Annotated in this window: 18 protein-coding genes, 4 tRNA genes and 1 pseudogene; 9 read left to right on the forward strand and 14 right to left on the reverse strand. The window is 69.4% G+C overall.

Annotation, left to right across the window (positions count from 1 at the left end; genetic code table 11):
- Positions 1-323: 323 nt before the first annotated feature.
- Positions 324-521, reverse strand: coding sequence for a DUF397 domain-containing protein (locus ACIP6N_RS13020; protein ID WP_401815153.1), 198 nt, complete (start codon positions 519-521; stop codon positions 324-326).
- On the reverse strand, positions 518-1,348 hold the full coding sequence (locus ACIP6N_RS13025; RefSeq protein ID WP_401815155.1) for a helix-turn-helix domain-containing protein: 831 nt from the start codon (positions 1,346-1,348) through the stop codon (positions 518-520). Before ACIP6N_RS13025 ends, ACIP6N_RS13020 begins: the two co-directional genes overlap by 4 nt.
- 296 nt (positions 1,349-1,644) lie before the next feature.
- Between ACIP6N_RS13025 and ACIP6N_RS13030 the strand changes: the two genes are divergently transcribed.
- The 3 genes from ACIP6N_RS13030 (at position 1,645) to purM (ending at position 4,984) form a co-directional block, all read left to right on the forward strand.
- Positions 1,645-1,908 (forward strand): hypothetical protein, encoded by a 264-nt coding sequence (locus ACIP6N_RS13030; protein WP_401815156.1) that lies wholly within the window; start codon positions 1,645-1,647, stop codon positions 1,906-1,908.
- A 435-nt stretch (positions 1,909-2,343) separates the two neighbouring features.
- Entirely contained in the window at positions 2,344-3,870 is a 1,527-nt protein-coding gene (purF, locus tag ACIP6N_RS13035; RefSeq protein ID WP_401815157.1) for an amidophosphoribosyltransferase, read from the forward strand.
- A 43-nt stretch (positions 3,871-3,913) separates the two neighbouring features.
- Positions 3,914-4,984 (forward strand): phosphoribosylformylglycinamidine cyclo-ligase, encoded by a 1,071-nt coding sequence (gene purM, locus ACIP6N_RS13040; RefSeq protein WP_401815158.1) that lies wholly within the window; start codon positions 3,914-3,916, stop codon positions 4,982-4,984.
- Between the two features lie 123 nt (positions 4,985-5,107).
- Here purM and ACIP6N_RS13045 read toward each other — a convergent pair whose 3' ends face one another.
- Together ACIP6N_RS13045 and ACIP6N_RS13050 are read right to left on the reverse strand one after the other, a co-directional pair.
- Positions 5,108-5,359 carry a DUF3073 domain-containing protein gene (locus ACIP6N_RS13045; RefSeq protein WP_401815160.1) on the reverse strand — a complete coding sequence of 84 codons (252 nt, stop codon included), beginning with the start codon at positions 5,357-5,359 and terminating at the stop codon, positions 5,108-5,110.
- A gap of 301 nt (positions 5,360-5,660) precedes the next feature.
- Positions 5,661-6,743, reverse strand: a complete 1,083-nt coding sequence (locus tag ACIP6N_RS13050; RefSeq protein ID WP_401815255.1) for a Leu/Phe/Val dehydrogenase — start codon at positions 6,741-6,743, stop codon at positions 5,661-5,663.
- Positions 6,744-6,912: 169 nt separating this feature from the next.
- On the opposite strand from ACIP6N_RS13050, the gene ACIP6N_RS13055 reads away from it, so the two are divergent.
- Both ACIP6N_RS13055 and bldC read left to right on the forward strand, forming a co-directional pair.
- Positions 6,913-7,782: a hypothetical protein gene (locus ACIP6N_RS13055; RefSeq protein ID WP_401815162.1), complete on the forward strand. Its 870-nt coding sequence runs from the start codon at positions 6,913-6,915 to the stop codon at positions 7,780-7,782.
- Positions 7,783-8,267: 485 nt separating this feature from the next.
- Positions 8,268-8,474 (forward strand): developmental transcriptional regulator BldC, encoded by a 207-nt coding sequence (gene bldC, locus ACIP6N_RS13060; protein ID WP_003949541.1) that lies wholly within the window; start codon positions 8,268-8,270, stop codon positions 8,472-8,474.
- Positions 8,475-8,941: 467 nt separating this feature from the next.
- Here the strand turns inward: bldC and ACIP6N_RS13065 are convergent, their stop codons facing one another.
- The 5 genes from ACIP6N_RS13065 to ACIP6N_RS13085 form a co-directional block, all read right to left on the reverse strand.
- Positions 8,942-9,163, reverse strand: coding sequence for a DUF6274 family protein (locus ACIP6N_RS13065; protein WP_401815163.1), 222 nt, complete (start codon positions 9,161-9,163; stop codon positions 8,942-8,944).
- 170 nt (positions 9,164-9,333) lie between these two features.
- Positions 9,334-9,408 (reverse strand) — tRNA-Asp (locus ACIP6N_RS13070).
- A gap of 124 nt (positions 9,409-9,532) precedes the next feature.
- Positions 9,533-13,594 carry an ATP-dependent RNA helicase HrpA gene (gene hrpA, locus ACIP6N_RS13075; protein WP_401815165.1) on the reverse strand — a complete coding sequence of 1,354 codons (4,062 nt, stop codon included), beginning with the start codon at positions 13,592-13,594 and terminating at the stop codon, positions 9,533-9,535.
- 99 nt (positions 13,595-13,693) lie between these two features.
- A tRNA-Phe gene (locus ACIP6N_RS13080) sits at positions 13,694-13,767 on the reverse strand.
- Between the two features lie 20 nt (positions 13,768-13,787).
- Positions 13,788-13,862, reverse strand: a tRNA-Asp gene (locus ACIP6N_RS13085).
- Positions 13,863-14,095: 233 nt separating this feature from the next.
- On the opposite strand from ACIP6N_RS13085, the gene ACIP6N_RS13090 reads away from it, so the two are divergent.
- Positions 14,096-15,361 carry an FAD-dependent monooxygenase gene (locus ACIP6N_RS13090; protein ID WP_401815166.1) on the forward strand — a complete coding sequence of 422 codons (1,266 nt, stop codon included), beginning with the start codon at positions 14,096-14,098 and terminating at the stop codon, positions 15,359-15,361.
- Between the two features lie 216 nt (positions 15,362-15,577).
- Here the strand turns inward: ACIP6N_RS13090 and ACIP6N_RS13095 are convergent, their stop codons facing one another.
- On the reverse strand, positions 15,578-15,730 hold the full coding sequence (locus ACIP6N_RS13095; RefSeq protein WP_401815167.1) for a hypothetical protein: 153 nt from the start codon (positions 15,728-15,730) through the stop codon (positions 15,578-15,580).
- A gap of 118 nt (positions 15,731-15,848) precedes the next feature.
- The gene (locus tag ACIP6N_RS13100) at positions 15,849-16,127 is read right to left on the reverse strand and encodes a hypothetical protein (RefSeq protein WP_401815169.1); all 279 of its coding nucleotides are present in this window, start codon (positions 16,125-16,127) and stop codon (positions 15,849-15,851) included.
- 234 nt (positions 16,128-16,361) lie between these two features.
- Here ACIP6N_RS13100 and ACIP6N_RS13105 point away from each other — a divergent pair.
- Positions 16,362-16,695, forward strand: a pseudogene (locus ACIP6N_RS13105) (integrase core domain-containing protein); the annotation flags it as partial.
- A 230-nt stretch (positions 16,696-16,925) separates the two neighbouring features.
- On the opposite strand, the gene ACIP6N_RS13110 reads toward ACIP6N_RS13105, so the two are convergent.
- The 3 genes from ACIP6N_RS13110 to ACIP6N_RS13120 form a co-directional block, all read right to left on the reverse strand.
- Positions 16,926-17,001, reverse strand: a tRNA-Glu gene (locus ACIP6N_RS13110).
- Positions 17,002-17,082: 81 nt separating this feature from the next.
- On the reverse strand, positions 17,083-18,777 hold the full coding sequence (locus ACIP6N_RS13115) for a metallophosphoesterase (RefSeq protein WP_401815170.1): 1,695 nt from the start codon (positions 18,775-18,777) through the stop codon (positions 17,083-17,085).
- Positions 18,778-18,892: 115 nt separating this feature from the next.
- On the reverse strand, positions 18,893-19,243 hold the full coding sequence (locus tag ACIP6N_RS13120; protein ID WP_401815171.1) for a metallopeptidase family protein: 351 nt from the start codon (positions 19,241-19,243) through the stop codon (positions 18,893-18,895).
- 231 nt (positions 19,244-19,474) lie between these two features.
- On the opposite strand from ACIP6N_RS13120, the gene ACIP6N_RS13125 reads away from it, so the two are divergent.
- Together ACIP6N_RS13125 and ACIP6N_RS13130 are read left to right on the forward strand one after the other, a co-directional pair.
- Positions 19,475-20,161: a hypothetical protein gene (locus ACIP6N_RS13125; protein WP_401815172.1), complete on the forward strand. Its 687-nt coding sequence runs from the start codon at positions 19,475-19,477 to the stop codon at positions 20,159-20,161.
- Between the two features lie 322 nt (positions 20,162-20,483).
- Complete coding sequence (locus ACIP6N_RS13130) at positions 20,484-22,772, forward strand: DEAD/DEAH box helicase (protein WP_401815174.1); 2,289 nt, start codon at positions 20,484-20,486, stop codon at positions 22,770-22,772.
- The last annotated feature ends 251 nt before the right edge of the window (positions 22,773-23,023 follow it).

The following is a 23,023-nucleotide window of genomic DNA, read 5'->3' on the forward strand; positions in this document are numbered from 1 at the left end:
GCCGGGTTCCCGTCTGGGGTTTCGGGCCGGGGGCTCGTGCGGGTGGTCTGTGGCCGGGGCGTGGTGAGGCGGGCGCCGGGGCCTCCGGAGGAACATGTCCGGACGGCATGATGTACGGCGCGCGCGACGGGAGCGGACAGCGACCGGTGCTGTGCGCCACACATCACGCTTCAGTGTCCGGACACGCACCTCCTCCGACCCCGACCCCCTCGCGCCGGACTGACTCCGACGGTTTGTGGGCCGTGAGAGGCCCGTGCGTGTTCGCGCCGGACGACGTTTCGCCGTTGCGCAAGCCTATTTCCGGGCGCGGAAATCGGTGAGCGTTAATTGGCCGCCTGGTTCGCGGCGAATATGACGAGGCCGGCCCACGCGCCGGGAGTGAGCATGAGCACGGGGCCGTTGGGGTTCTTGCTGTCACGTACGGGGACGACGCCCGCCGCGGCGGAGGCGGGAGCGAATTCGACGCAGTTGCCACCGTCGCCGTTGCTGTAGCTCGACTTGACCCAGTTGGTGGTACTCATGTCGGAAGTGCCTCCATGGCGGATGTGATGAGGGCGCCGGTCTCCCTGGGCGAGAGCGCGTTGGCCCTGATCACATCGTAGGCCCGGCGGTGTCTGACAACGTCCTCGCTGCCCTCAATCAACTGCCCTGTCCTGATGCTCTCTTCGTAGGCCACGGTGGTGCCGTCGTCCAGGCCCAGGAGTGTCGGAGAACCGCCCATAAAAGCATGCCCGCCGTGCCGGAAGGGCAGGATCTGGATGATGCCGTCAGGGCTGTCGACAAGCGGGAGGAGCGCTTCCAACTGCGCGCGCATTTCGGCCGGTGTGCCGACCGTACGGTGCAGGATGGCCTCGTCGAGAATGATGGACGGATAGGGCGGGCGGCTGCCGTGCAGCAGGGCCTTCCGGCTCATGAGAACCGCGACCCATTCCTCGGTCTCGTCCGATGATGATTCCGGGTTGCTCATCCGGAAGATCTCGCGGGCGTACTTCTCTGTCCGGAGAAGACCGGGCACTAGGTGCCCGGCGTACTCGTCGATGGTGAGAGCGCGGGCCTCAAGCTCCATGCGCCAGCGGTACTTGTCCGGGTGGACCTCCCTGCCCGCGATCGCGTACAGCTTCGAGAAGAGCCCGTCCGTGCCGAACGCGGCGTCGAGCTTGTTCGGGAGGTCCGGGGGGACCATCACGTCCGCCGTCTCGAATCTCGCCAGTGAACTTCTGGAGTATCTGACCACAGGAGCCAGGCTTTCCAGGGTCATTCCCGCCTGTTCGCGTAACCGGCGCATTTCCGACCCGAACAGGTGCCGGACCGACCGGTCCGGCGTGAGTTCACGTGGGCGAGCAGGCATGACGCAACCCCGATTCTCAGAGGGTCCATTGAGACATCGATCGCTTCCGATCGTACGCACAAATACCGATCCTTGATGCACAGACGGTAATTGAGTGATGACGGAAGGCGTACCCCCACGATGCTGGAACGGCTCCTTGAACCGGCGGTGCTGGACGGCTTGGCTCCTCGTGAGGCCACGGTCCACGGCTGGGGCCTGCTCCGCATAACGGCCGTCGATCGTGTGTCCGGCCGGTACGCGCCGGTGGCAGGGGAGTTGATGCGACGGGTGCTTCGTGGATCGAAGGGGTTGGCGGGATGGCGAGGAGCGAGGCGCGGCAGTCTCTGGCGCGGCTGACGGAGAAGTTCGGCAGGAACGGTGTGCTCATCGTTCCGACGAGTGATCCGGGCGGCGGCGGCGCCGACTTGGTGCCGGGGTCGGCGCTGCGGTGGCCGCCGTGCGAGTGCGGGAGTGAGCAGTGTCCGGACTCGGTGCCGGGCGTCAAGCCGCTGTCGCCCGCCGAGGTGTTGAGCGCGCGGCTGGCCGAGCGGAACCGGCTGAGCCGGCAGGAGCGGCTGTGAGGGCGGGGTCCGGTCCTGGCGGGCTGCGCCTGGGATGGTCGTATACGACCGGACGTACGGCATGGTCGGGGTGGTGGACGACTTCGCCGGGCCGCTGGTGAATTTGTCGCGGTCCACCGGGCTTGCCCGGGTGAGCCGTTGCGCGTCCGTGCGGCGGGGGCCGCGTGCGGGCACCGGCAGGTTCGGGCCATCGCCGCGCTCTGCCGGCTCCGCCACAAAGTGCTGGACGCCTCGCAGGCGCGACCGCGAGGAATGGGTCACACGGCCTGATCGTCACCGACGGTGAGGAACTGCTGGCGCTGGTGCGCGGAGAGGGCCGGATTCGCGCACTCGCCGGAGCGGGTTCGTTACGCGGTGTGCGGGAAGTGGGCCGGGATTCGGGTGGGGCGTATCCCCAATTCGGACCAGTGGTCGATCTCGCCTACACTCGGTGGCGTGCCTCGTGGTGATGGGAAACTCAACCACGACCTGCTCCCCGGTGAGAAAGGCCCCCAGGACGCTTGCGGCGTCTTCGGAGTCTGGGCCCCGGGTGAAGAGGTCGCCAAGCTCTCCTATTTCGGACTGTATGCCCTGCAGCACCGCGGACAGGAGTCCGCGGGCATCGCAGTGAGCAACGGGTCCCAGATCCTGGTTTTCAAGGATATGGGCCTGGTCTCACAGGTCTTCGACGAAACGTCTCTCGGCTCTCTCCAGGGCCATATCGCGGTGGGTCATGCCCGTTACTCCACCACCGGAGCCTCGGTGTGGGAGAACGCGCAGCCGACCTTCCGGGCCACCGCCCACGGCTCGATCGCGCTCGGCCACAACGGCAACCTGGTCAATACGGCCCAGCTCGCCGAGATGGTCGCCGATCTGCCCAAGCAGGGCGGGCGCTCGACGCAGGTCGCGGCGACCAACGACACCGACCTGGTGACGGCGCTGCTGGCCGGCCAGACGGATGAGGACGGCAAGCCCCTCACCGTCGAGGAAGCCGCGCCCAAGGTCCTGCCGAATGTGCGCGGTGCGTTCTCGCTCGTCTTCATGGACGAGCACACGCTGTACGCCGCCCGTGACCCGCAGGGCATCCGCCCGCTGGTTCTCGGCCGGCTGGAGCGCGGCTGGGTGGTCGCGTCCGAGAGCGCCGCTCTCGACATCTGTGGCGCCGCCTTCGTCCGGGAGATCGAGCCCGGCGAGCTGATCGCCATTGACGAGAACGGTCTGCGCACCTCGCGATTCGCGGACGCGAAGCCCAAGGGCTGCGTCTTCGAGTACGTGTACCTGGCCCGTCCCGACACGGACATCGCCGGCCGGAACGTCTACCTCTCGCGGGTGGAAATGGGCCGGAAGCTCGCGCGGGAAGCTCCCGCGGACGCGGATCTGGTCATAGCGACTCCGGAGTCCGGCACGCCCGCGGCTGTCGGATACGCCGAGGAAAGCGGCATTCCGTACGGTGTGGGTCTGGTCAAGAACGCCTATGTGGGGCGAACTTTCATCCAGCCCTCACAGACCATCCGCCAATTGGGTATCCGGCTGAAGCTCAACCCGCTCAAGGAAGTCATCCGGGGCAAGCGCCTGGTGGTCGTGGACGACTCGATCGTCCGCGGCAACACACAGCGCGCCCTCGTGAAGATGCTCCGGGAGGCGGGCGCGGCCGAGGTGCACATCCGGATCTCGTCGCCGCCGGTCAAGTGGCCGTGCTTCTTCGGCATCGACTTCGCCACCCGCGCGGAACTGATCGCCAACGGTATGACGATCGAGGAGATCGGGACGTCCCTGGGCGCCGACTCCCTCTCGTACATCTCCATCGACGGCATGATCGAGGCGACCACGATCGCCAAGCCGAATCTCTGCCGCGCCTGCTTCGACGGCGAGTACCCGATGGAGCTGCCGGACCCCGAGCTGCTGGGCAAGCAGCTGCTGGAGACCGAGCTGGCGGCGGGGCCCGCCAACACCGCGGCCACCGAAGCCCTCCGGCGTCCGTAATCTCCGCACCCCTTTTCGTCTCCCCATACCGAAAGTTCCAACCATGCCTGAGCCGATCACTGGTGCCAGCTATGCCGCCGCGGGCGTTGACATCGAAGCCGGTGACCGCGCGGTCGAGCTGATGAAGGAGTGGGTCAAGAAGACCCGGCGCCCCGAGGTCCTCGGTGGCCTCGGCGGTTTCGCCGGTCTCTTCGACGCCTCCGCCCTCAAGGGCTACGAGCGCCCGCTGCTCGCCTCCGCCACCGACGGTGTCGGCACGAAGGTCGACCTCGCCCGCAAGATGGGCGTGTACGACACGATCGGCCATGACCTCGTCGGCATGGTCGTGGACGATCTCGTCGTCTGCGGCGCTGAACCGCTGTTCATGACCGACTACATCTGTGTCGGAAAGGTCCACCCCGAGCGGGTCGCGGCCATCGTGAAGGGCATCGCGGAGGGCTGTGTGCTGGCCGGCTGCGCGCTGATCGGCGGGGAGACCGCCGAGCACCCCGGGCTGCTGGGCGAGGACGACTTCGATGTCGCCGGAGCCGGTACCGGTGTGGTCGAGGCGGACCGGCTGCTCGGCCCGGATCGTATCCGTACGGGTGACGCGGTGATCGCCATGGCGTCCTCCGGTCTTCACTCGAACGGGTACTCGCTCGTCCGGCACGTGGTCTTCGACCGGGCCGGCTGGTCGCTGGACCGGGAGGTCGCGGAGTTCGGCCGGACGCTCGGCGAGGAACTGCTCGAACCCACGAAGATCTACTCGCTGGACTGCCTGGCGCTGACCAGGACCACCGAGGTGCACGCTTTCAGCCATGTCACGGGCGGCGGCCTGGCCGCGAACCTGGCCAGGGTCATTCCGGACGGACTGCACGCCACGGTCGACCGCTCGACCTGGCAGCCCGGCGCGGTTTTCGACGTCGTCGGTACAGCCGGTCAGGTGGAACGCCTCGAGCTGGAGAAGACGCTGAACATGGGTGTCGGCATGATCGCCGTCGTGCCCGCCGGCTCCGTCGACGCGGCGCTCACCACGCTCGCGGACCGGGGTGTGGACGCCTGGGTCGCCGGTGAGATCACCGAGCGCGGTACGCACGCCACGGGCGCCGCCCTGACCGGCGACTACGCGAAGTAGGACCGCGATCCACTCGCGCCGGCGCCGGGAAAGGCGCCGGCCGCGGGCGGGCAGCACACAACCCGGTCCAGGACTGCTGCCCAGGACCGGGTCGGGAGGTGGTGGTGCCCAGCTATACGGACGTCAAGCGCCGCGGCGCTGCGACGAGGGCCCGGACTCATCGTCCTCATCCTCGTCGTCGTTGTACAGATTTGCGTACTGTGCGTACGGGTCATCTTCCTCGTCGTCATCCTCGAACGGCTCCGCGTTCGGCGGTTGACTCGTAGGTGATGCGCCCAGCTCGTTGGCCAGACGTGACAGATCTGTCCCGCCGCTGTTGTACTTCAGCTGGCGGGCGACCTTCGTCTGCTTGGCCTTGGCCCGGCCGCGCCCCATGGCTCGACCCCCTCGGTGACGGGGCTCGACGGCCCCAGAGTCTTGACACGCGTTCATGTTTCGGAACGAGCTCTCCGCGGAGAGGCCCGTCCGTAGGGCTTCAACGGTACCTGCTTCCGGGGCCATACGGTACGCCGCCCGCATCACGTGCCCCGCCGCAGAACCGGCGAGACGTGTCGTCCTCGCTGGTCAGGTGCGATTTTAACCTCTTCTGGAGGGGCGAGCCGCCGACCGGCGTGAGTCTCGTCTCCAACCGGTCGCGCGCCGCCCCTCCAGAAGCCCCTCGGAAGCCTTCCGGCGTTCAGCTCCGGCGAGCTTCGGCCATCCTCTGTTCGGCGATCCTGTCGGCCGCCGCGGCCGGAGGAATCCCGTCTTCATTCGCACGTGCGAAGATCGAAAGAGTCGTGTCGAAGATCTTCGCGGCCTTCGCCCTGCACCGCTCGAAGTCGAAGCCGTGCAGCTCGTCGGCGACCTGGATGACCCCGCCGGCGTTCACCACGTAGTCCGGCGCGTAGAGGATCCCGCGGTCGGCGAGGTCCTTCTCGACACCCGGATGCGCGAGCTGGTTGTTGGCCGCGCCGCACACCACCTTCGCGGTCAGAACGGGCACACTCGCGTCGCTCAGCGCGCCGCCGAGCGCGCAGGGCGCGTAGATGTCCAGGCCCTCCGTACGGATGAGCGCGTCGGTGTCGGCCGCCACGCGGACCTCGGGGTGGCGTTCGGTGATCCGGGCGACCGACTCGTCCCGTACGTCCGTGATCACGACCCGGGCGCCGTCCTGGAGCAGGTGCTCGACCAGGTGGTTGCCGACCTTGCCGACGCCCGCGATACCGACCGTGCGGTCGCGCAGCGTCGGATCGCCCCACTGGTGCTGCGCCGAGGCGCGCATGCCCTGGAAGACGCCGAAGGCGGTCAGGACGGAGGAGTCACCGGCGCCGCCGTTCTCCGGGGAACGGCCGGTCGTCCAGCGGCACTCGCGCGCCACCACGTCCATGTCCGCGACATACGTGCCGACGTCGCAGGCGGTGACGTACCGGCCGCCGAGCGAGGCCACGAACCGGCCGTAGGCGAGCAGCAGTTCCTCGGTCTTGATCTGGGCGGGGTCGCCGATGATCACGGCCTTGCCGCCGCCGTGGTCGAGACCGGCCATGGCGTTCTTGTACGACATGCCCCGGGAGAGGTTCAGCGCGTCGGCGACGGCCTCCTCCTCGGACCCGTACGGGTAGAAGCGGGTGCCGCCGAGGCCGGGGCCCAGGGCGGTGGAGTGGAGGGCGATGACGGCCTTGAGGCCGCTGGCACGGTCCTGGCAGAGCACGACCTGCTCGTGGCCGCCCTGTTCGGAGCGGAACAGGGTGTGCAGGACACCGTCGGTCACATCGGTCACGGTGGTGACTCCCAAGTACGAAACGGTGGGGCGGGCCCTCCCGGGGGTGTGGGGAGGCCCGGTCGGGCAAGCACGAGCGTAGGGGCTTCACGGGCGAAGATCAGCCGGACCGCGAGGAGTGCGCCCGGATCACCCTCCCGGGGAGGGCGGGCGTGGGACGATGCGGCGCATGCCGGCGGTGTCTTCAGTCCTTGTGCCTTACACGTCCTACCTGCGGGTGTACGAGCCGCTGGCCGCCTTTCCCGAACCCGAGAGAAGCCACTGGGCGCGGTACGCCCGGCGCGGCCGCACGCCCACCGCCCAGGACGAACTGCGCGGGTCCCTCGCCGACTTGCTGCCCACGCCGCCCGTGCCCGTGCCGGTCCACGAGAGCGGCGACGCCTTCGTGACGGAGGTGGACGGCGTGGTGTGCGTCTGTCCGTGGCGGACCCGGCTGCGCGGCTGGCTGGCGCTGGAGGAACTGGCGGAACAGCTTCCCCCGCCGCTGCTCGACGCGGTGCTGCCGCCGGTGGTGCGCGGCCAGGCCGCCGCCGACTACGAACGCTGGCGGGACCGCAATCCGGACGCGCGGCCGTGGATCAGATCGGCGGTCTGGCAGGTGCCGGTGCGGTGGTTCACGCTCTTCTCGGACGACGAGCGCACGTACGAGGAGGCCGGCGCCCAGGTCGGCGAGGACGCCGCCGACGTCTCCAAGGCGCATGTCCTGCGCTACCGGACCCCTATGGTTCAAGCCAGACGGCGTGTCGCCCGCGCGCTGAAGGCACTGCGGGACGCGATGGACGACGGGCCGCTGATCGAGGGCCTGGTGGACGTCGGCCGGTGGCTGGAGGAGTTCCATCCGCGTTCGCTGGTCGAGCTGGACTACGGCGGCCTCGTGCACGTGCTGTCCGCGGAGCGGCTGGACGAAGATCATTCAGCGGCCGATGTGGCCGCCGGTATCGCGGCATTGCGTGCCGGTGACGGGGAAGGCGCCTCAGAGGCCTACGGACGGCTCTCTGAGCGCTGGCGGGCCGTTCGTGATCTCCAGTTCGCCAACTGAAGCCCCTGGGCCCGCAGCGGGCTCCTCAACGGTTGGATAACAACCGGGTCGCGATCCGGGCGTTTTGCCTCAAGGGTGATGGACCGCACTAACGGGGCTCTTGCGCCCAACGCCCCTCCTCGTGTCAAAATAGGACAAGGAGTCCGCAGAGGACTGCATCCGCCCAACTGTGGGCGGATTTCTTTGGCTTGCGCGCTATGGGGGGGTTCTGGTGACGCCTGATGTCGCTGTGACTGATCGTCACGGGGGTGTGACTGTCCGCTATGGCATGGTCCATCGGCTTCCGCCGCTGATGGACACCTCAGAGGGCAATTCCATCGGTTTGGCCGACGAGGCTGGACGGATGGTGTAGTTGTAGTGCCGAGGACAAGCCGTTCGTCCTATAACCGACTCGGCCCGCGTCCGCCATTTCGGGCAACGTGGGTCAAGGTGCAGAATTTAGAGGAAAGAACCGAGATGGTTCGGTTCTCCCGAGGAGGCCGCTCATGACCGCTCGCACCCCTGATGCCGAGCCGCTGCTGACCCCGGCTGAGGTTGCCACGATGTTCCGTGTGGATCCGAAGACGGTCACACGCTGGGCAAAGGCAGGCAAGCTCACGTCCATCCGCACGCTCGGTGGGCATCGCCGGTATCGCGAGGCAGAGGTCCGCGCGCTGCTTGCGGGTATTCCGCAACAGCGCAGTGAGGCCTGACACACCCCATCAGGGCCCGACCAACTAGGGCTCGACCAGCGCAACCAGATCCATCAGAGCAACACGATCAACAAGCAGGGCGCGGCCGGGTTCCCCCAACACGGTCGTCCCGACACATATGGCTCCATACGGCGGGTGCCTGCCCCAACAGGCCCCATGCCCTCGCAATACGGGTAAGTCGTCGATCGCGCCGGACTCCGCCGAGTCCGGCGCGATCTTTTTTGTGCTCCGGGGCGGCGCCGTGCCGGCCCCGTCCGGACGCCGTCCCGGCCCTGTTCGGGTGGTGTGCGGGCGCTCCGGGCGGCGTGTACCACCACAGTCCCAGGTAGGTGCAATTGCACATATAAAATTGATGGCCTGTGAGGAGGGGGTAAGAGCGGCCGTTGTCCGGAATCGGCACGTGACTCCCGTCACATCGCACGACTCTTGCGAACGACCGGTGTTGCCGCTAGGGATATCACGGTCCGTCAGCTGTGCTCTGCGTCCGCGGTTTCTTCGTCGTCCGTGTCGCAGGACCGCGCGGGCCCGTCCGTGTTGCGGGGCCATGCGAGAGCCTGTCCCGGCTCCATGGCGAGCCGCTGGAGGCGATGACAGACCGGGCAGACGCTCGTCGCATGCCGATAGCCGGAAGCGGCCGCCAGATGGGCGCGCAGAAGCGCGCCGGTCTCATGCCTCACCGCATGCCTCACCACGGACGCCGTCACGCACACCACCCCCCGGTGCGGGCCCGGCTACGGGTGAACAGGGCCCTGATGACTGGGGTACCCGTGCTGGCGGGCGCCGTCAATACGGCCGAAGGCCCGGATCCACTGGATCCGGGCCTTCGGGGACAGCTTTTTACAACTGCTTTTCTCAACTGCGGTCCTGACGGGATTTGAACCCGCGGCCTCCACCTTGACAGGGTGGCGAGCACTCCAAGCTGCTCCACAGGACCAGATTCGCGGCCCCTTGGCGGCGGCTGCGAGACAGACTGTACAGCAGCTCAGAGGGTGCGGTCGAACTGACTGATGGCGGCAGCGGCCGGGCGCTTCCCCAGAGGGGAAGCCCGAAGGCACGGCCTACGGCGCCGCCGCGTCGATCGCCTTCACGATGCGCTTGTCCGAGACCGGCTGAGCGGTGCCCAGCGCGTGCGCGAAGTAGCTCACCCGCAGCTCCTCGATCATCCAGCGGATGTCCAGGACCTCCTGCGGGACGGGCCTGCCCTGCGGCAGCTGCTCCAGCAGCCAGGCGTACTCGTCCCGCATCTCGTGGACCTTCTCCATGCGGGTGGTGTCGCGCTGGACGTTCGTGGGCATCTGCTGCAACCGCCGGTCCACCGCCACGAGGTAGCGCATCAGGTCGGGCAGCCTGCGCAGCCCGGTGCGCGTCACGAAGCCGGCCGGTACGAGGGCCGCCAGCTGGTCCTTGACGTCCTGGACGTTGTTGAGCAGCACCAGGCTGTTCGTGGCCTTCAGGCGGCGCTCACAGGCCTGCCAGGCGGCCAGGATCTGCTGGACCTGGCCGACCGTGCGCACGGTCGCGTCGACGAGATCGGCGCGGACCTTCTCGTACAGCTTCCGGAACGATTCCTCGTCCCAGGCGGGGCCGCCGTGGTCCGCGATCAGCTTGTCCGCCGCAGCCGTCGCGCAGTCGTCGAACAGCGCCTGGATCGAACCGTGCGGATTGCGGGACAGCGCCAGCTTGTGCTGGTTGGTGAGCTTGTCCGAGGCGAACTTGGCCGGGTTGACCGGGATGTTCAGCATGATCAGACGCCGGGTGCCCGCCCACATCGCCTGCCGCTGCTCCGCCTCGGTGTCGAACAGCCGTACGGCGACGCTCGCACCCTGGTCCACCAGCGCCGGGTACGCCTTGACCGGCTGGCCGGCCCGCCGCGTCTCGAAGACCCGGGAGAGCGAGCCGATCGTCCAGCCGGTGAGACCGGTGCGCTCGATCGCCTCGCCGCCCGAGCGCTCCGCGGTGGCCGCGGCCGCCTTGGAGAGGGCCTGGCGGGCCCTGGGGCGCAGCCGCAGGGCCAGCGCCTCCAGATCCTTGCCCTCGGCGTTCTCGGAGACGCGGCGGCGCCGCTCGTCCACGATCCGGAACGTGATCTTGAGGTGGTCGGGGACGCGCGTCAGGTCGAAGTCGTCCGCCGTGACCGGCACGCCGACCATCCGCTGGAGTTCGCGCGCGAGCGTGACGGGCAGCGGCTCCTGGAGCGGTACGGCGCGCTCCAGGAACGCCTTCGCGTAGTTCGGCGCGGGTACGTAGTGCCGGCGGATCGGCTTGGGCAGCGAGCGGATCAGCTCCGTGACCACGTCCTCGCGCAGGCCGGGGATCTGCCAGTCGAAGCCCTCCGGGGTGACCTGGTTGAGCACCTGGAGCGGCACGTGGACGGTCACGCCGTCCGCGTCCGTACCCGGCTCGAACTGGTAGGTGACCCGGAACTTCAGCTGTCCCTGGCGCCAGGAGTCCGGATAGTCGTCCTTGGTGATGGCGCCCGCGGACTCGTTGATGAGCATGGAGCGCTCGAAGTCGAGGAGTTCGGGCTCCTCGCGGCGCTTGTGCTTCCACCACGAGTCGAAGTGCGCGCCCGAGACCACGTGGTCGGGGACCCGGCCCTCGTAGAAGTCGTACAGCGTCTCGTCGTCCACGAGGATGCCGCGGCGCCTCGCGCGGTGTTCCAGCTCCTCGACCTCGCCGAGGAGTTTGCGATTGTCATGGAAAAACTGATGGTGCGTCCGCCAGTCGCCCTCGACCAGCGCGTTCCGGATGAACAGCTCGCGGGACGCCTCAGGATCGATTCGGCCGAAATTCACCTTGCGCTGGGCGACGATCGGTACTCCGTAGAGCGTCACCTTCTCGTACGCCATCACGGCCGCCGCGTCCTTCTCCCAGTGCGGCTCGCTGTAGGTGCGCTTGAGGAGATGGCCGGCGAGCGGTTCGATCCACTCGGGTTCGATCTTCGCGTTGACGCGGGCCCAGAGGCGGGAGGTCTCCACCAGCTCGGCCGACATGATGAAGCGCGGTGTCTTCTTGAAGAGCGCGGAGCCCGGGAAGATCGCGAACTTGGCGCTGCGGGCGCCCAGATACTCGTTCTTGGCGCCCTCCTTCACATCCTTCAGCCCGATGTGCGACAGCAGGCCGGCCAGCAGCGACTGGTGGACGGCCTGGTCGGGCGCGTGCGCGTCGTCGTCACCGCCCAGCTTCAGGTCCATCTGCTTGGCAACCGTGCGCAGTTGGGAGTAGATGTCCTGCCACTCCCTGATCCGCAGGAAGTTCAGGTACTCCGATTTGCACATGCGGCGGAAGGCCGACGAGGACAGCGTCTTCTGCTGCTCCCGTACGTACCGCCACAGGTTGAGGAGGGCGAGGAAGTCGGAGGTCTCGTCCTTGAAGCGGGCGTGCTGCTGATCGGCCTGGGTCTGCTTCTCGGCGGGGCGCTCGCGCGGGTCCTGGATGGAGAGCGCGGCGGCGATCACCATCACCTCCCGTACGCAGCCGTTCTTGTCGGCCTCGATGACCATCCGGGCGAGGCGCGGGTCGACGGGCAACTGGGAGAGCTTGCGGCCGAGCGGCGTCAGACGCTGGCCCTTCCTGCCCTCCCGCTTTCCGCCGGGCCGTCCGTCGCGCCGTCCGTCCGGCCTTCCACCGGGCTGTCCGTCCGGCTGTTCGCCGGGCTTCCCGTCCGGACTTCCGTCCGGGGCGGGCTTCTGCGCGGTGTCGAACGCCCCCAGTTCCTGGAGCAGTTGCACGCCGTCGCGGATGTTGCGGTGGTCCGGCGGGTCGATGAAGGGGAACTTCTCGATCTCGCCCAGCCCGGCCGCGGTCATCTGGAGGATGACGGACGCCAGGTTCGTACGGAGGATCTCGGCGTCCGTGAACTCCGGGCGCGAGAGGAAGTCGTCCTCGGAGTACAGCCGGATGCAGATGCCGTCCGACGTACGGCCGCAGCGGCCCTTGCGCTGGTTGGCGCTGGCCTGCGAGATCGCCTCGATCGGCAGTCGCTGGACCTTGGTGCGGTGGCTGTAGCGGGAGATACGGGCGGTGCCCGGGTCGATCACGTACTTGATGCCGGGAACGGTCAGCGAGGTCTCCGCGACGTTCGTCGCCAGCACGATCCGGCGTCCGCCGTGGCGCTGGAAGACGCGGTTCTGCTCGGCGTGCGAGAGCCGGGCGTACAGCGGAAGGACCTCGGTGCCGCGGATCCTGCGTTTCTCCAGGGCGTCCGCGGTGTCACGGATCTCGCGCTCACCAGAGAGGAAGACCAGGATGTCGCCGGGCCCCTCCGACTGGAGCTCGTCCACGGCGTCGGAGATCGCGGTGATCTGATCGCGGTCGCCCTCCTCGCCGTCCTCCTCGAGGAGCGGCCGGTAGCGGACCTCGACCGGGTACGTACGGCCGGAGACCTCCACGATCGGCGCGTCGCGGAAGTGCCGCGAGAAGCGCTCGGGGTCGATGGTCGCGGAGGTGATGACGACCTTGAGATCCGGGCGCCGGGGCAGCAGTTGGGCCAGGTAGCCGAGGAGGAAGTCGATGTTGAGGCTGCGCTCGTGGGCCTCGTCGATGATGATCGTGTCGTACGCGAGCAGTTCGCGGTCCGTCTGGATCTCGGCGAGCAGGATGCCGTCCGTCATCAGCTTGACGAACGTCGTCTCCTGGCTGACCTGATCGGTGAAGCGGACCTTCCAGCCGACCGCCTCGCCGAGCGGGGTGTCCAGCTCGGCGGCGACCCGCTCGGCGACCGTGCGCGCGGCGATCCTGCGCGGCTGGGTGTGGCCGATCATGCCGCGGACACCCCGGCCCAGTTCCATACAGATCTTGGGGATCTGCGTCGTCTTGCCGGAGCCGGTCTCACCGGCGACGATCACGACCTGGTGGTCGCGTATCGCCTCCAGGATCGTGTCCTTCTTCTGGCTGACAGGCAGTTGCTCCGGATAGCTGACGGCGGGTACGCGGGCCGCGCGACGCCGCGTCCGTTCGGCTGCCTTCCCGGCTTCGGCGGCGATCTCGTCCAGCACGGCCTGACGTGCTTCGGGCTTGCGGATGCGCCGGGAGCCTTCGAGACGGCGGCCGAGCCGCTGCGCGTCACGCAGCGAGACCTCGGCCAGCAGGGTCTGGAGGTCGGCGAAGGAAGTAGACATACCTGAACCAGGATCTCACCCCGCGCCGCGACCGGGCGAACGAGTTTCGCCGGAGACGGCAAAAGCCCCGATCCGGGAGGATCGGGGCTCTTACGGCGGTGGCTGGGGCCGGGATCGAACCGGCGACCTATCGCTTTTCAGGCGATCGCTCGTACCAACTGAGCTACCCAGCCACGCAGCTGCGTGGCTGCAGCGGTCCTGACGGGATTTGAACCCGCGGCCTCCACCTTGACAGGGTGGCGAGCACTCCAAGCTGCTCCACAGGACCTTGCGATGTGCGAGTGCAAGTCTCGCACACAGTTAAGGGCGGCTCCAACGGGATTCTTTACAGCTTCAATACGGGAGGATACCCTCCGGCACTGATCAGACACGCTGTGGTGTCCCGATGTCGCTAGATGAGCGTATCAGAACGCGGTTCATGCTCCGTGCGCCCAGATGGCGGCGGCGGACCACTCGCAGGCAGCACACGACGGCGCACCGCTCATCGCAGAACGGACACCCATGGCACCGAACAGACCGAAAGTCCTCGTCATCGGCGCGGGAATCGGCGGCCTCGCCCTCGCCGCAGCCCTGCGCCGCGCCGGCATCGGCGCCGAGATCTACGAGCGGGCCGACCGGCTGCGCGCGGCCGGAACCGGCCTCAGTGTGATGAGCAACGCCATCACCGCGCTGGCCTCCGCCGGTATCGACCTCGGACTCGACCGGCTCGGCCAGGCCATCACCAGCTTTGTCATCAAGGACGCGCAGGGCCACGACCTGGCCCGGCTGCCCGTGCCGGAAGCGGTCCGGGAGCTCGGGCTGCCTCCCAGCGTCGCCATCGGCCGCACCGCGCTGCACCAGAGCCTCCTGGAGGCGATGGGCGACGTACCGGTCACGCTCGGCGCGACCGCAGTCGGCTTCGAGACGCGGCCGGACGGCGTGACCGTCCACTTCGCCGACGGCACCCGGGCCGAGGGGGACGTCCTCGTCGGCGCGGACGGTTTCCACTCGGTGATACGCCGCGAACTCGCCGGTCCCGAGGAGGTGCGGGAGGGCGGATACGTCTGCTGGCTCGCCACCGTGCCGTTCAGCCGACCCGGACTGCGGCCGGGGTACGTCGGCCACTACCGGGGAAACGGCAGGCGCTTCGGCCTGCTCGACATCGGCCACGGCCGTTTTTACTGGTGGGGTGCCAAGAACATGCCGGCCGAGGAGGCGAACGGCTGGAGCGGCACCAAGGACGACATCGCCGCCACCTACAGCGGCTGGGCCGAGGAGGTCCAGGCCGTCATCCGCGCCACCCCCGAACAGGACATCGTCGCCGTCCCCGCTCACGACCGCGCCTTCCTGGAACGCTGGGGCGAGGGCCGGGTCACGCTGCTCGGCGACGCGGCCCACCCCATGCTCGCGAGCGTGGGCCAGGGGGCCGGTATGGCCATCGAGGACGCCGTCGTGCTGGCCGGCACGCTCGCACGCTCCACCGACCTGACCGCCGGTCTGCGCAGCTACGAGGACCAGCGCCGCGCGCGTACCCGCATGGCAGTCGCGGCCGCGCGGGCAAGGAGCGACGGGGAACAGGCGGAAGGCCCGGAACAGCGGCGCGAAATGGCCGAGGAACTACGACGGACCCCGCTCGCCGACTTCGCACGGTCGCAGAAGGACATCCTCACCTTCCCCGGCGTCGCTCTGCCCGGCCTCACCGTGCCCGGCATCCGGACACGGCGAAACCCGCGGACAGACGCGCTGTGCGGTTCCGCGGGAACGGGAGGGCCGAAGGCCGGAGAGTGATGCTGCGATGCCGGCTCCGTGCCGGCTGCCGCGGGAAGCGGCAGCTGTACGCACGGAAGCGAGTGGTACCCCCAACGGGATTCGAACCCGAAAACTTTCCCTTCCTGACCTGCGGTTTCGCCGGAGAAATGGGACAAACAGCCCCGTTTCCATCCTCCTCGGTCCCGCTCCACCCGGGCCGAACCTGGACCCGTGCTGACGCGTCGGCGCGACGGGTCAGCGGGTGCCGGACCCGGACTCGGGGCGAGGGAGTTCGTCCAAGTCGAGGGTGAAGACGCGGCCGTCGGCCAGCTCGATGGGGAGCTTGCCGGTGCCGTACTTGTGGGTGTGCGCGGCGATGTAGCCGGTGCCGTTCGGCTGGGTGTGCACGACGGCTTCCTGCGCATACGGGTCCACGATCAAGTAGCCGGGATGCCGTAGCGGCCGTACTTAGCGGTGCAGTCGTCGTAGTCCTTGCGAGCCGAAGAAGCCGAGACTGCCTCGGAGATCAGGAGCACGTCATCGAAGCTGTAGCGCTGCCCTGCTTCTGTGCGTCCTCGCGGAGGATCGCGAGATCGGGTGCGGAGTTCTCGTCGGCCGGGAAGTCGATGTACACGTCCGACGTCACCTTCGCGTGACGGCCCAGAGGGAGCGTGTCGATCTGCATCGAGCGGATCGTGCTGGAGCGCTCCTCGCTCTGCCGGGTCATGATCACCTTCCCGTCGGCACCGAAGAAGACCACATACCCCTCGGGGAACTCGGTCTGCACGATCGCGTCAACACTCATCAACGGCTCCTTCCCGTGTGACATCACGGTACGGCGGCCAGCTCCGAGGCGTCGGACTTCCCAGTCGAAGGACCACACCGCCGGAAGTTCGCCCGCTCGTCGAACCGTCCGCCTGGACGCCACGGCCACGAGGACGTGTTGCGAAAGTCCTGCCTGGCTCGCGACGCCTGGCACGCGCACGCGCCCCGCCCTCCGGGCGGACGGCGCTACTTTCGCAACACGCCCTCGCCGGGCCGCGCCTGGCCGGCCGCCCACGGGATCACACGCATCGAACGGATCGTGACAGATAACAGCGCCTGCTACGAGCCGAGAGCTTCACCCGTGCCCTCCCCGGCGCCAGGCACCAGCGCATCGCGCCCTACACGCCACGCCACAACGGCAAAGCCGAGCGATACAGCCGCATCCTGGCCGAAGAGTTCCTCTATGCCTGGACGTGGACGTCGGAAGCCCAAAGCGCCAACTCCCTGGGCCGCTGGACTGGCCACTGCAACCACCACCGCACGCCGTGCTCAGAAACCAACCACCCGAAGCACGACTGCCGGGCGGTGCCACCGAGGTCCTGGCGTCCGACAGCCAGGTCTCGGAAGCGCTCGGTGGCCGTCTCGTCATCGAAGACCTCCGACTCCTGCTTCCCGCCCGGCCGGCACGCCACATCTCCGTGTGGCTGACCGTGCCGTCGCTCTTGCTCGCTGCTTGATGTCCGCCGTGCAGCGCACCGCAAAACAGAACGGTGCTGACGTTATGGACACAAAAAATCCCCCTGGCCAGCGTTTCCACTGGGCAGGGGGACTATGAGTTTGGTACCCCCAACGGGATTCGAACCCGTGCTACCGCCTTGAAAGGGCGGCGTCCTGGGCCACTAGACGATGGGGGCCAACGACCCGGACCGGGCGCTTCGCAGCGTGTCGCGGGCGTGAGCAGCATATGGGATGGGCGGAGGTAACGCCAAAAGGATTCACCGGGTGGACGGGGAGGCGGGAACGGACCCGCCGGGGGAAGCCGGGGCGGAGCCGCCGGGAGGCGCGGGAGTCGCGCTGCCGGGGGACGGGGGAATCGAGCCGCCGGGAGGCGTGGGTGTCGTGCCGCCGGGGGAGGCCGGGGCCGAGTCGCCGGGGGACGTGGGAGTCGGGCCGCCGGGCGTGGTCAGCGGCGGGCCGGCCGGGGCCGTGCCCGGGGCCGCGGCCTCCTCCGGCAGGTGGCGGCTGACTTCGGCGGTCGTCAGGCCGAGGCCGCCGAGGGTGATCTCGTCCCACGCCTGGAGCCGCTTGCTCGTACGGTCCAGATAGAGGACGGACGCGCGCACCTTCTCCGGGGTGTTGTTCTGGAGCGCGCGCAGCCCGCCGCCGCCCGTCGAGCCCTCGACCATCAACCGGGTCCCGCCGGGCAGCACCTCCGTCTCGCGGTGGTGGATGTGACCGGCCAGGACCAGCGGGACCAGGCCGTCGGTCTGCCGGGCGGCCACCGGCTCGTGGGTGACCGCGATGTCGGCCGGGTGACCGGCCAGCGCCTGGTCGCGCAGCCCGGTCGCGAGGAACTTCCCGGCCTCCCGCTGGGCGGCGTCGCCCTGAACCTCCAGCGAGCGGTCGGGCGTGAAGGCCGGGTCGCCCATGCCCGCCACCCGCAGCCCCGCGACGGTGACGGCGCTGCCCTCGTCCAGGACCCGTACGTTCTTCATGTGCTCCAGGTACTGCTGGGTGACCTTCGAGTCGTGGTTGCCGCGCACCCAGATGTACGGGGCTCCCAGGTCGGCGATGGGGTCGAGGAAGCCGTTCTCGGCGGCCGTGCCGTGGTCCATGGCGTCGCCGGAGTCGATCACGACGTCGATCTTGTACTGGTCCACGAGCGAGCTGATGATCTGCCAGGCGGCCGGGTTGAGATGGATGTCGGAGACATGCAGCACCCGCAGGGTGCCCGGGTCGGGCTGGTACGCGGGGAGCGTCGAGGTCGCGTCGTACAGCTTGGTCACGTTGGTGACCAGCCGTGCCAGCTCCTTCTGGTAGGTGTCGAAGTCGCTGACGATCGAGCGCGCGCTGCCGACGACCTGCGGGGCGGATGAGAGCAGGCCGGAGAAGCGCGGTTCGAGCACCGATTTCGGGTTCCAGGTCGCGTACGCGCCGACGCCCGAAGCGGCCAGCAGCGCGAGCGCGAGCCCGCCGGCCGCCAGCGCGCGGCGGGGACGGCGGTAGACGGCCAGGCCGAGCGCGGTCGCTCCTGAGACCACGGCGACGGCGGAGCGTACGGCCAGCTCCGTGGCGCCGTGCCCGACGTCGTGAGCGACCTCGTCCTGGAGGCCGGAGATCCGGTCCGGGTGCTCCACCAGGGCCTGGGAGCGGACCGGATCGAGCTGGTCGACGTCCACGTCGAGGCGGACGGGGGCGTTGTGGGTGCTCAGTTCCAGCGCGCCGAGCGGCGAGACGTTGATCTTCGTGCCGCCGGTCAGGGAGGGGCGCAGGGTCATGCTCGTATCCATCGGCCCGACGGGCGCCCGTACGCTCCCGGCGATCAGCAGCCCGAGCCACGCGCCGATCAGCGCGACGGCCATCAGGCCGAGCGCGCGGCCGGTGCGGGCGGCGCGGGTGGGGTGCGCCGCGTCGGGAGCGAGCGGGTCGTACGAACGGCCGGACGGAACGGGGAACGCGCTGCGGAACATTGGGCCCGTATGCCCATACCGGCGGCCGGACATGCGGCCCGGCGGGCGGCTGATTGCCGGTTCACCTGTTGCGCCGGTGCCGCCGGCTGTCCCCGGTTGTCGCCGGCCCGGTCGGTCATCCCCAGCCCAGTTCGTGCAGTCGCTCGTCGTCGATGCCGAAGTGGTGGGCGATCTCGTGGACCACGGTCACCGCGACCTCGTGGACGACCTCCTCCGCCGTCTCGCAGTAACGGAGCGTCGGACCCATGTAGAGGGAGATCCGGTCGGGCAGGACTCCGGCGTACCACTCGCCGCGCTCCGTGAGCGGGGTCCCCTCGTACAGACCCAGCAGATCCGGGTCCTCCGGGGCGGGTTCGTCCTCCACGAACACGGCCACGTTGTCCATGACCCGGGTCAGTTCGGGCGGGATCCGGTCAAGAGCCTGGCTCACCAGCTCTTCGAAGGCGTCGCGTGTCATCTCCAGCACAGGGCCATTGTGGCTGCCGTCCGCCGGGGGCGCCGGGTTACGGGAGCGCAGGTCCGGTACGGACGGGTGCGGGGGCGGTACGGCGTCGGCGCGCGCGGCCGGCGGTGCGCCGTACGCCCTGATCCGATGTCCCGTCCGGGCGTGTCCCTGACGGGAAAAGCGAGTTGAGCAGTGAAATCCTTCCTTCGCCGCCGGCGGGGAGACCCTTTGAGTGCTCCGGAGGTGCCACTCGTGCGCCCGTTGTCCGTCCTGACCTCCCCGTCCGCCCCAGGCCGCTTCGCCGTCTGGATCGTCACCTCGCTGGCGGTCGCGGCCTGCGCGGGCTGCATGAGCGTCGGCGAGGAGGAAGAGAGTCCGGCCCCCGTGCGTTCCTCGGACCGGCACGGTACGGCGAAGGAGCCCGACGGCGTCACGGGGTCGGTGACCGGCGTGGCCGGCGGCAGGCAGGGCCGCGCGGGAATGGACGGCGTGGGCCGGATCGACGCGGAGAGCACGGCCAAGGAGCCCTCGCCGGGACCCAGTTCATCGGTCGAGCCCTCGGCGGGCCCGTCGCGGGAGGGCGAAGGGCCGCGTCCGGCCAAGCCGTCGCGGCCCGGTACCGGTCCCACGCAGCCGTCGAAGGAACCAGCGCCTCCGCAGCAGACCCCGCCCCAGCCGCCGCCCGCGGGCCCGGGTCCGGGGCACGGCTCCGGTCCGGGCACCGGCACCGGTTCCGGCCCCGGTACGGGAACCGGCACCGGACCCGGCTCGCAGGACCCCGACCCCGGGTCCGACCCCGATCCCGCGCCCAGCGATCCGCCGTCCGCGTCGCCGCAGGCCGACGTGCGCACCGGGTTCTTCCCCGGCGCCGAGGGGGTGGGGCTGAAGCTGGGGATGAAGAAGGAACCGGCCGCCTCACCGCAACTGGGCCCGGTGTGACGGCCGTACGCCGGCGGCTCGTACGACGGTCTGCGTGACGGCCCGTATGGCGGCTTCCGCTCCGCTTGTGCGGCGGCCCGCGTGCGGCCCGTACGACGGCCCGCGACCCGCGTGTGACCGGGGACTCACCCGCACTGGTTTGCCTAAGTGGGGGGAGGGTGCGTATGGTAGTAGATCGTTTGATCATTGCCCGGCGCCGACACAGAAGAGCGCCGCGTGGCGCGTACTCTCCCTTGCCGTGGCTGGACCGCATTGAGGCGGTCGATTTGCGAATCACGGAGTTTGGGCGCGTGCCGAGACTCCGGAAGGTTTCGCATTTCGCATGTCCATTTCCAGTTCTGACCACGCCGTCATGTCCGAGAACGAGTCCACCACCCCGGTCACCGAGACCGCGGTGGCAGAGACCGTCGAGACGGCCACCGAAGTAACTGAATCCCCCGAGGCGGCCGACTTCGCCGACCACGGGGTTTCCGACGAGACCTCCGAGGCCGTCGACACCGACGAGACCCCCGAGGCCGTCGACAACAACGCCGAGAACCCGGGCATCACCTTCACCGACCTGGGCCTGCCCGAGTCGATCGTCCGCAAGCTCTCGCAGAACGGCGTCACCTCGCCCTTCCCGATCCAGGCGGCGGCCATTCCGGACGCCCTGGCGGGCAAGGACATCCTGGGCCGCGGCCGTACCGGCTCCGGCAAGACCCTCACCTTCGGTCTGCCGCTGCTGGCCACGCTGGCCGGCGGCCACACCGAGAAGAAGAAGCCGCGCGGCGTCATCCTCACCCCGACCCGTGAGCTGGCGATGCAGGTCGCGGACGCGCTGCAGCCGTACGGCGATGTGCTCGGCCTGAAGATGAAGGTCGTCTGCGGCGGTACGTCGATGAGCAACCAGATCTACGCGCTGGAGCGCGGCGTCGACATCCTCGTCGCCACCCCCGGCCGGCTGCGCGACATCATCAACCGCGGCGCCTGCTCCCTGGAGCAGATCCAGATCGCGATCCTCGACGAGGCCGACCAGATGTCGGACCTGGGCTTCATGCCCGAGGTTACCGAACTGCTCGACCTGGTGCCGGCCGGCGGCCAGCGGATGCTGTTCTCCGCCACCATGGAGAACGAGATCAGCACGCTGGTCAAGCGCTACCTGACCAACCCGGTCAACCATGAGGTCGACAGCGCGCAGGGCAACGTCACGACGATGTCCCACCACGTGCTCGTGGTGAAGCCGAAGGACAAGGCCCCCGTCACCGCGGCCATCGCCGCGCGCAAGGGCCGCACGATCATCTTCGTCCGCACGCAGCTCGGCGCCGACCGTATCGCCGAGCAGCTGCGTGAGTCGGGCGTGAAGGCCGACGCGCTGCACGGCGGTATGACGCAGGGCGCGCGTACGCGGACGCTGGCCGACTTCAAGGACGGTTACGTCAACGCGCTCGTCGCGACCGACGTCGCCGCCCGCGGTATCCACGTGGACGGCATCGACCTGGTGCTGAACGTGGACCCGGCCGGGGACCACAAGGACTACCTGCACCGCTCGGGCCGTACCGCGCGCGCCGGCAAGTCCGGTGTCGTCGTGTCGCTGGCGCTGCCGCACCAGCGCCGTCAGATCTTCCGGCTGATGGAGGACGCGGGCGTCGACGCCTCGCGCCACATCGTCGGCGGAACGGGCGTCTTCGAGACCGAGGTCGCCGAGATCACCGGCGCGCGTTCGCTCACGGAGGTCCAGGCCGACTCCGCGAACAACGCGGCCAAGCAGGCCGAGCGCGAGGCCGTCGACCTGACCAAGCAGCTGGAGCGCGTCCAGCGCCGTGCCGCCGAACTGCGCAGCGAGGCCGACCGGTTGGTGGCCCGTGCAGCTCGTGAGCGTGGGGACGACCCGGAGGCGGCGGTGGCCGAGGTGGCCGCCGAGGCCGTACGCGAGGTGGAGGCGGCCGCTGCCGCCGCTGCCGTACCGGCGCAGGCCGCGCCGCGCGACGACCGCAGGGACAGCCGTGACGACCGCGGCAACTTCGGCCGTCGTGACGACCGGGGCGAGCGCAGCGGCCGGGGCGGCGCGCGGGGCTACACCCCGCGTGACGGTGGCGACCGCGGCGGCGACCGTGGCGGCTTCCAGCGCCGCGACGACCGCGGTGGTGACCGTCGTGACGACCGTGGCGGTGACCGTGGTGGTTTCCAGCGCCGTGACGACCGTCCGGCCGGTGGTTCCGGTGGTTTCCGCCGTGACGACCGCAGCGGCGGCGGCTTCAACCGTGACCGTCGTGACGACCGCGGTGGTGACCGTGGTGGTTTCCAGCGCCGTGACGACCGTCCGGCCGGTGGTTCCGGTGGTTTCCGCCGTGACGACCGCAAGGAAGGCGGCTTCAACCGCGACCGCCGCGACGACCGCGGTGCCGAGCGCCGTGACGACCGCGGCGGCAGCCGTCCGGTGGGTCACCGGGGCAGCGACCGTCCGTTCAACCGCGACCGCCGCGACGACCGTCCGGCGACCGGCTTCCGCGCCGGTGCCGGTCACGACCGTCCGACCGGCCGCCGTGACGACCACCGGGGTGGCAGCACGGGCACCGGCACCGGTTCCTTCGGCCGCCGTGACGACAAGCCGCGCTGGAAGCGCAACGGCTGACCGTACGGCCGTCCGTACGGACCTGATCCGTACGAGCCGACAGAGCTGACATGACACCAGGGCCCGTGTCCTCCCTCCGGGGTGGGACACGGGCCCTGGTGTTCTGCGTGCGGAGTGCGGCGTGCGGCCCGTGAACCCGTCCGGTGCGCGCGATGTCACACGCGATACCCGATCGGCGCACTGGTCACGGGCGGCTATGCTCGTGGATGTTGTCCCGAGGCGTTGCAGGCGTACAGGTGTCGCTCCGGGAT

The organism is Streptomyces sp. NPDC088725 (genome assembly GCF_044751305.1).
In the GTDB taxonomy this organism is placed as follows: Bacteria; Actinomycetota; Actinomycetes; order Streptomycetales; family Streptomycetaceae; genus Streptomyces.

What these genes read in the sequence shown, in the direction of transcription:
- ACIP6N_RS13045 (WP_401815160.1), bottom strand. Translation starts at nt 5,359, where the DNA reads ATGGGGCGCGGCCGGGCCAAGGCCAAGCAGACGAAGGTCGCCCGCCAG.
- ACIP6N_RS13100 (WP_401815169.1), bottom strand. Translation starts at nt 16,127, where the DNA reads ATGAGTGTTGACGCGATCGTGCAGACCGAGTTCCCCGAGGGGTATGTG.
- ACIP6N_RS13130 (WP_401815174.1), top strand. Translation starts at nt 20,484, where the DNA reads ATGTCCATTTCCAGTTCTGACCACGCCGTCATGTCCGAGAACGAGTCC.
- ACIP6N_RS13055 (WP_401815162.1), top strand. Translation starts at nt 6,913, where the DNA reads ATGCCGGCGGTGTCTTCAGTCCTTGTGCCTTACACGTCCTACCTGCGG.
- ACIP6N_RS13115 (WP_401815170.1), bottom strand. Translation starts at nt 18,777, where the DNA reads ATGTTCCGCAGCGCGTTCCCCGTTCCGTCCGGCCGTTCGTACGACCCG.
- ACIP6N_RS13020 (WP_401815153.1), bottom strand. Translation starts at nt 521, where the DNA reads ATGAGTACCACCAACTGGGTCAAGTCGAGCTACAGCAACGGCGACGGT.
- ACIP6N_RS13090 (WP_401815166.1), top strand. Translation starts at nt 14,096, where the DNA reads ATGGCACCGAACAGACCGAAAGTCCTCGTCATCGGCGCGGGAATCGGC.
- hrpA (WP_401815165.1), bottom strand. Translation starts at nt 13,594, where the DNA reads ATGTCTACTTCCTTCGCCGACCTCCAGACCCTGCTGGCCGAGGTCTCG.
- ACIP6N_RS13025 (WP_401815155.1), bottom strand. Translation starts at nt 1,348, where the DNA reads ATGCCTGCTCGCCCACGTGAACTCACGCCGGACCGGTCGGTCCGGCAC.
- ACIP6N_RS13030 (WP_401815156.1), top strand. Translation starts at nt 1,645, where the DNA reads ATGGCGAGGAGCGAGGCGCGGCAGTCTCTGGCGCGGCTGACGGAGAAG.
- purM (WP_401815158.1), top strand. Translation starts at nt 3,914, where the DNA reads ATGCCTGAGCCGATCACTGGTGCCAGCTATGCCGCCGCGGGCGTTGAC.
- bldC (WP_003949541.1), top strand. Translation starts at nt 8,268, where the DNA reads ATGACCGCTCGCACCCCTGATGCCGAGCCGCTGCTGACCCCGGCTGAG.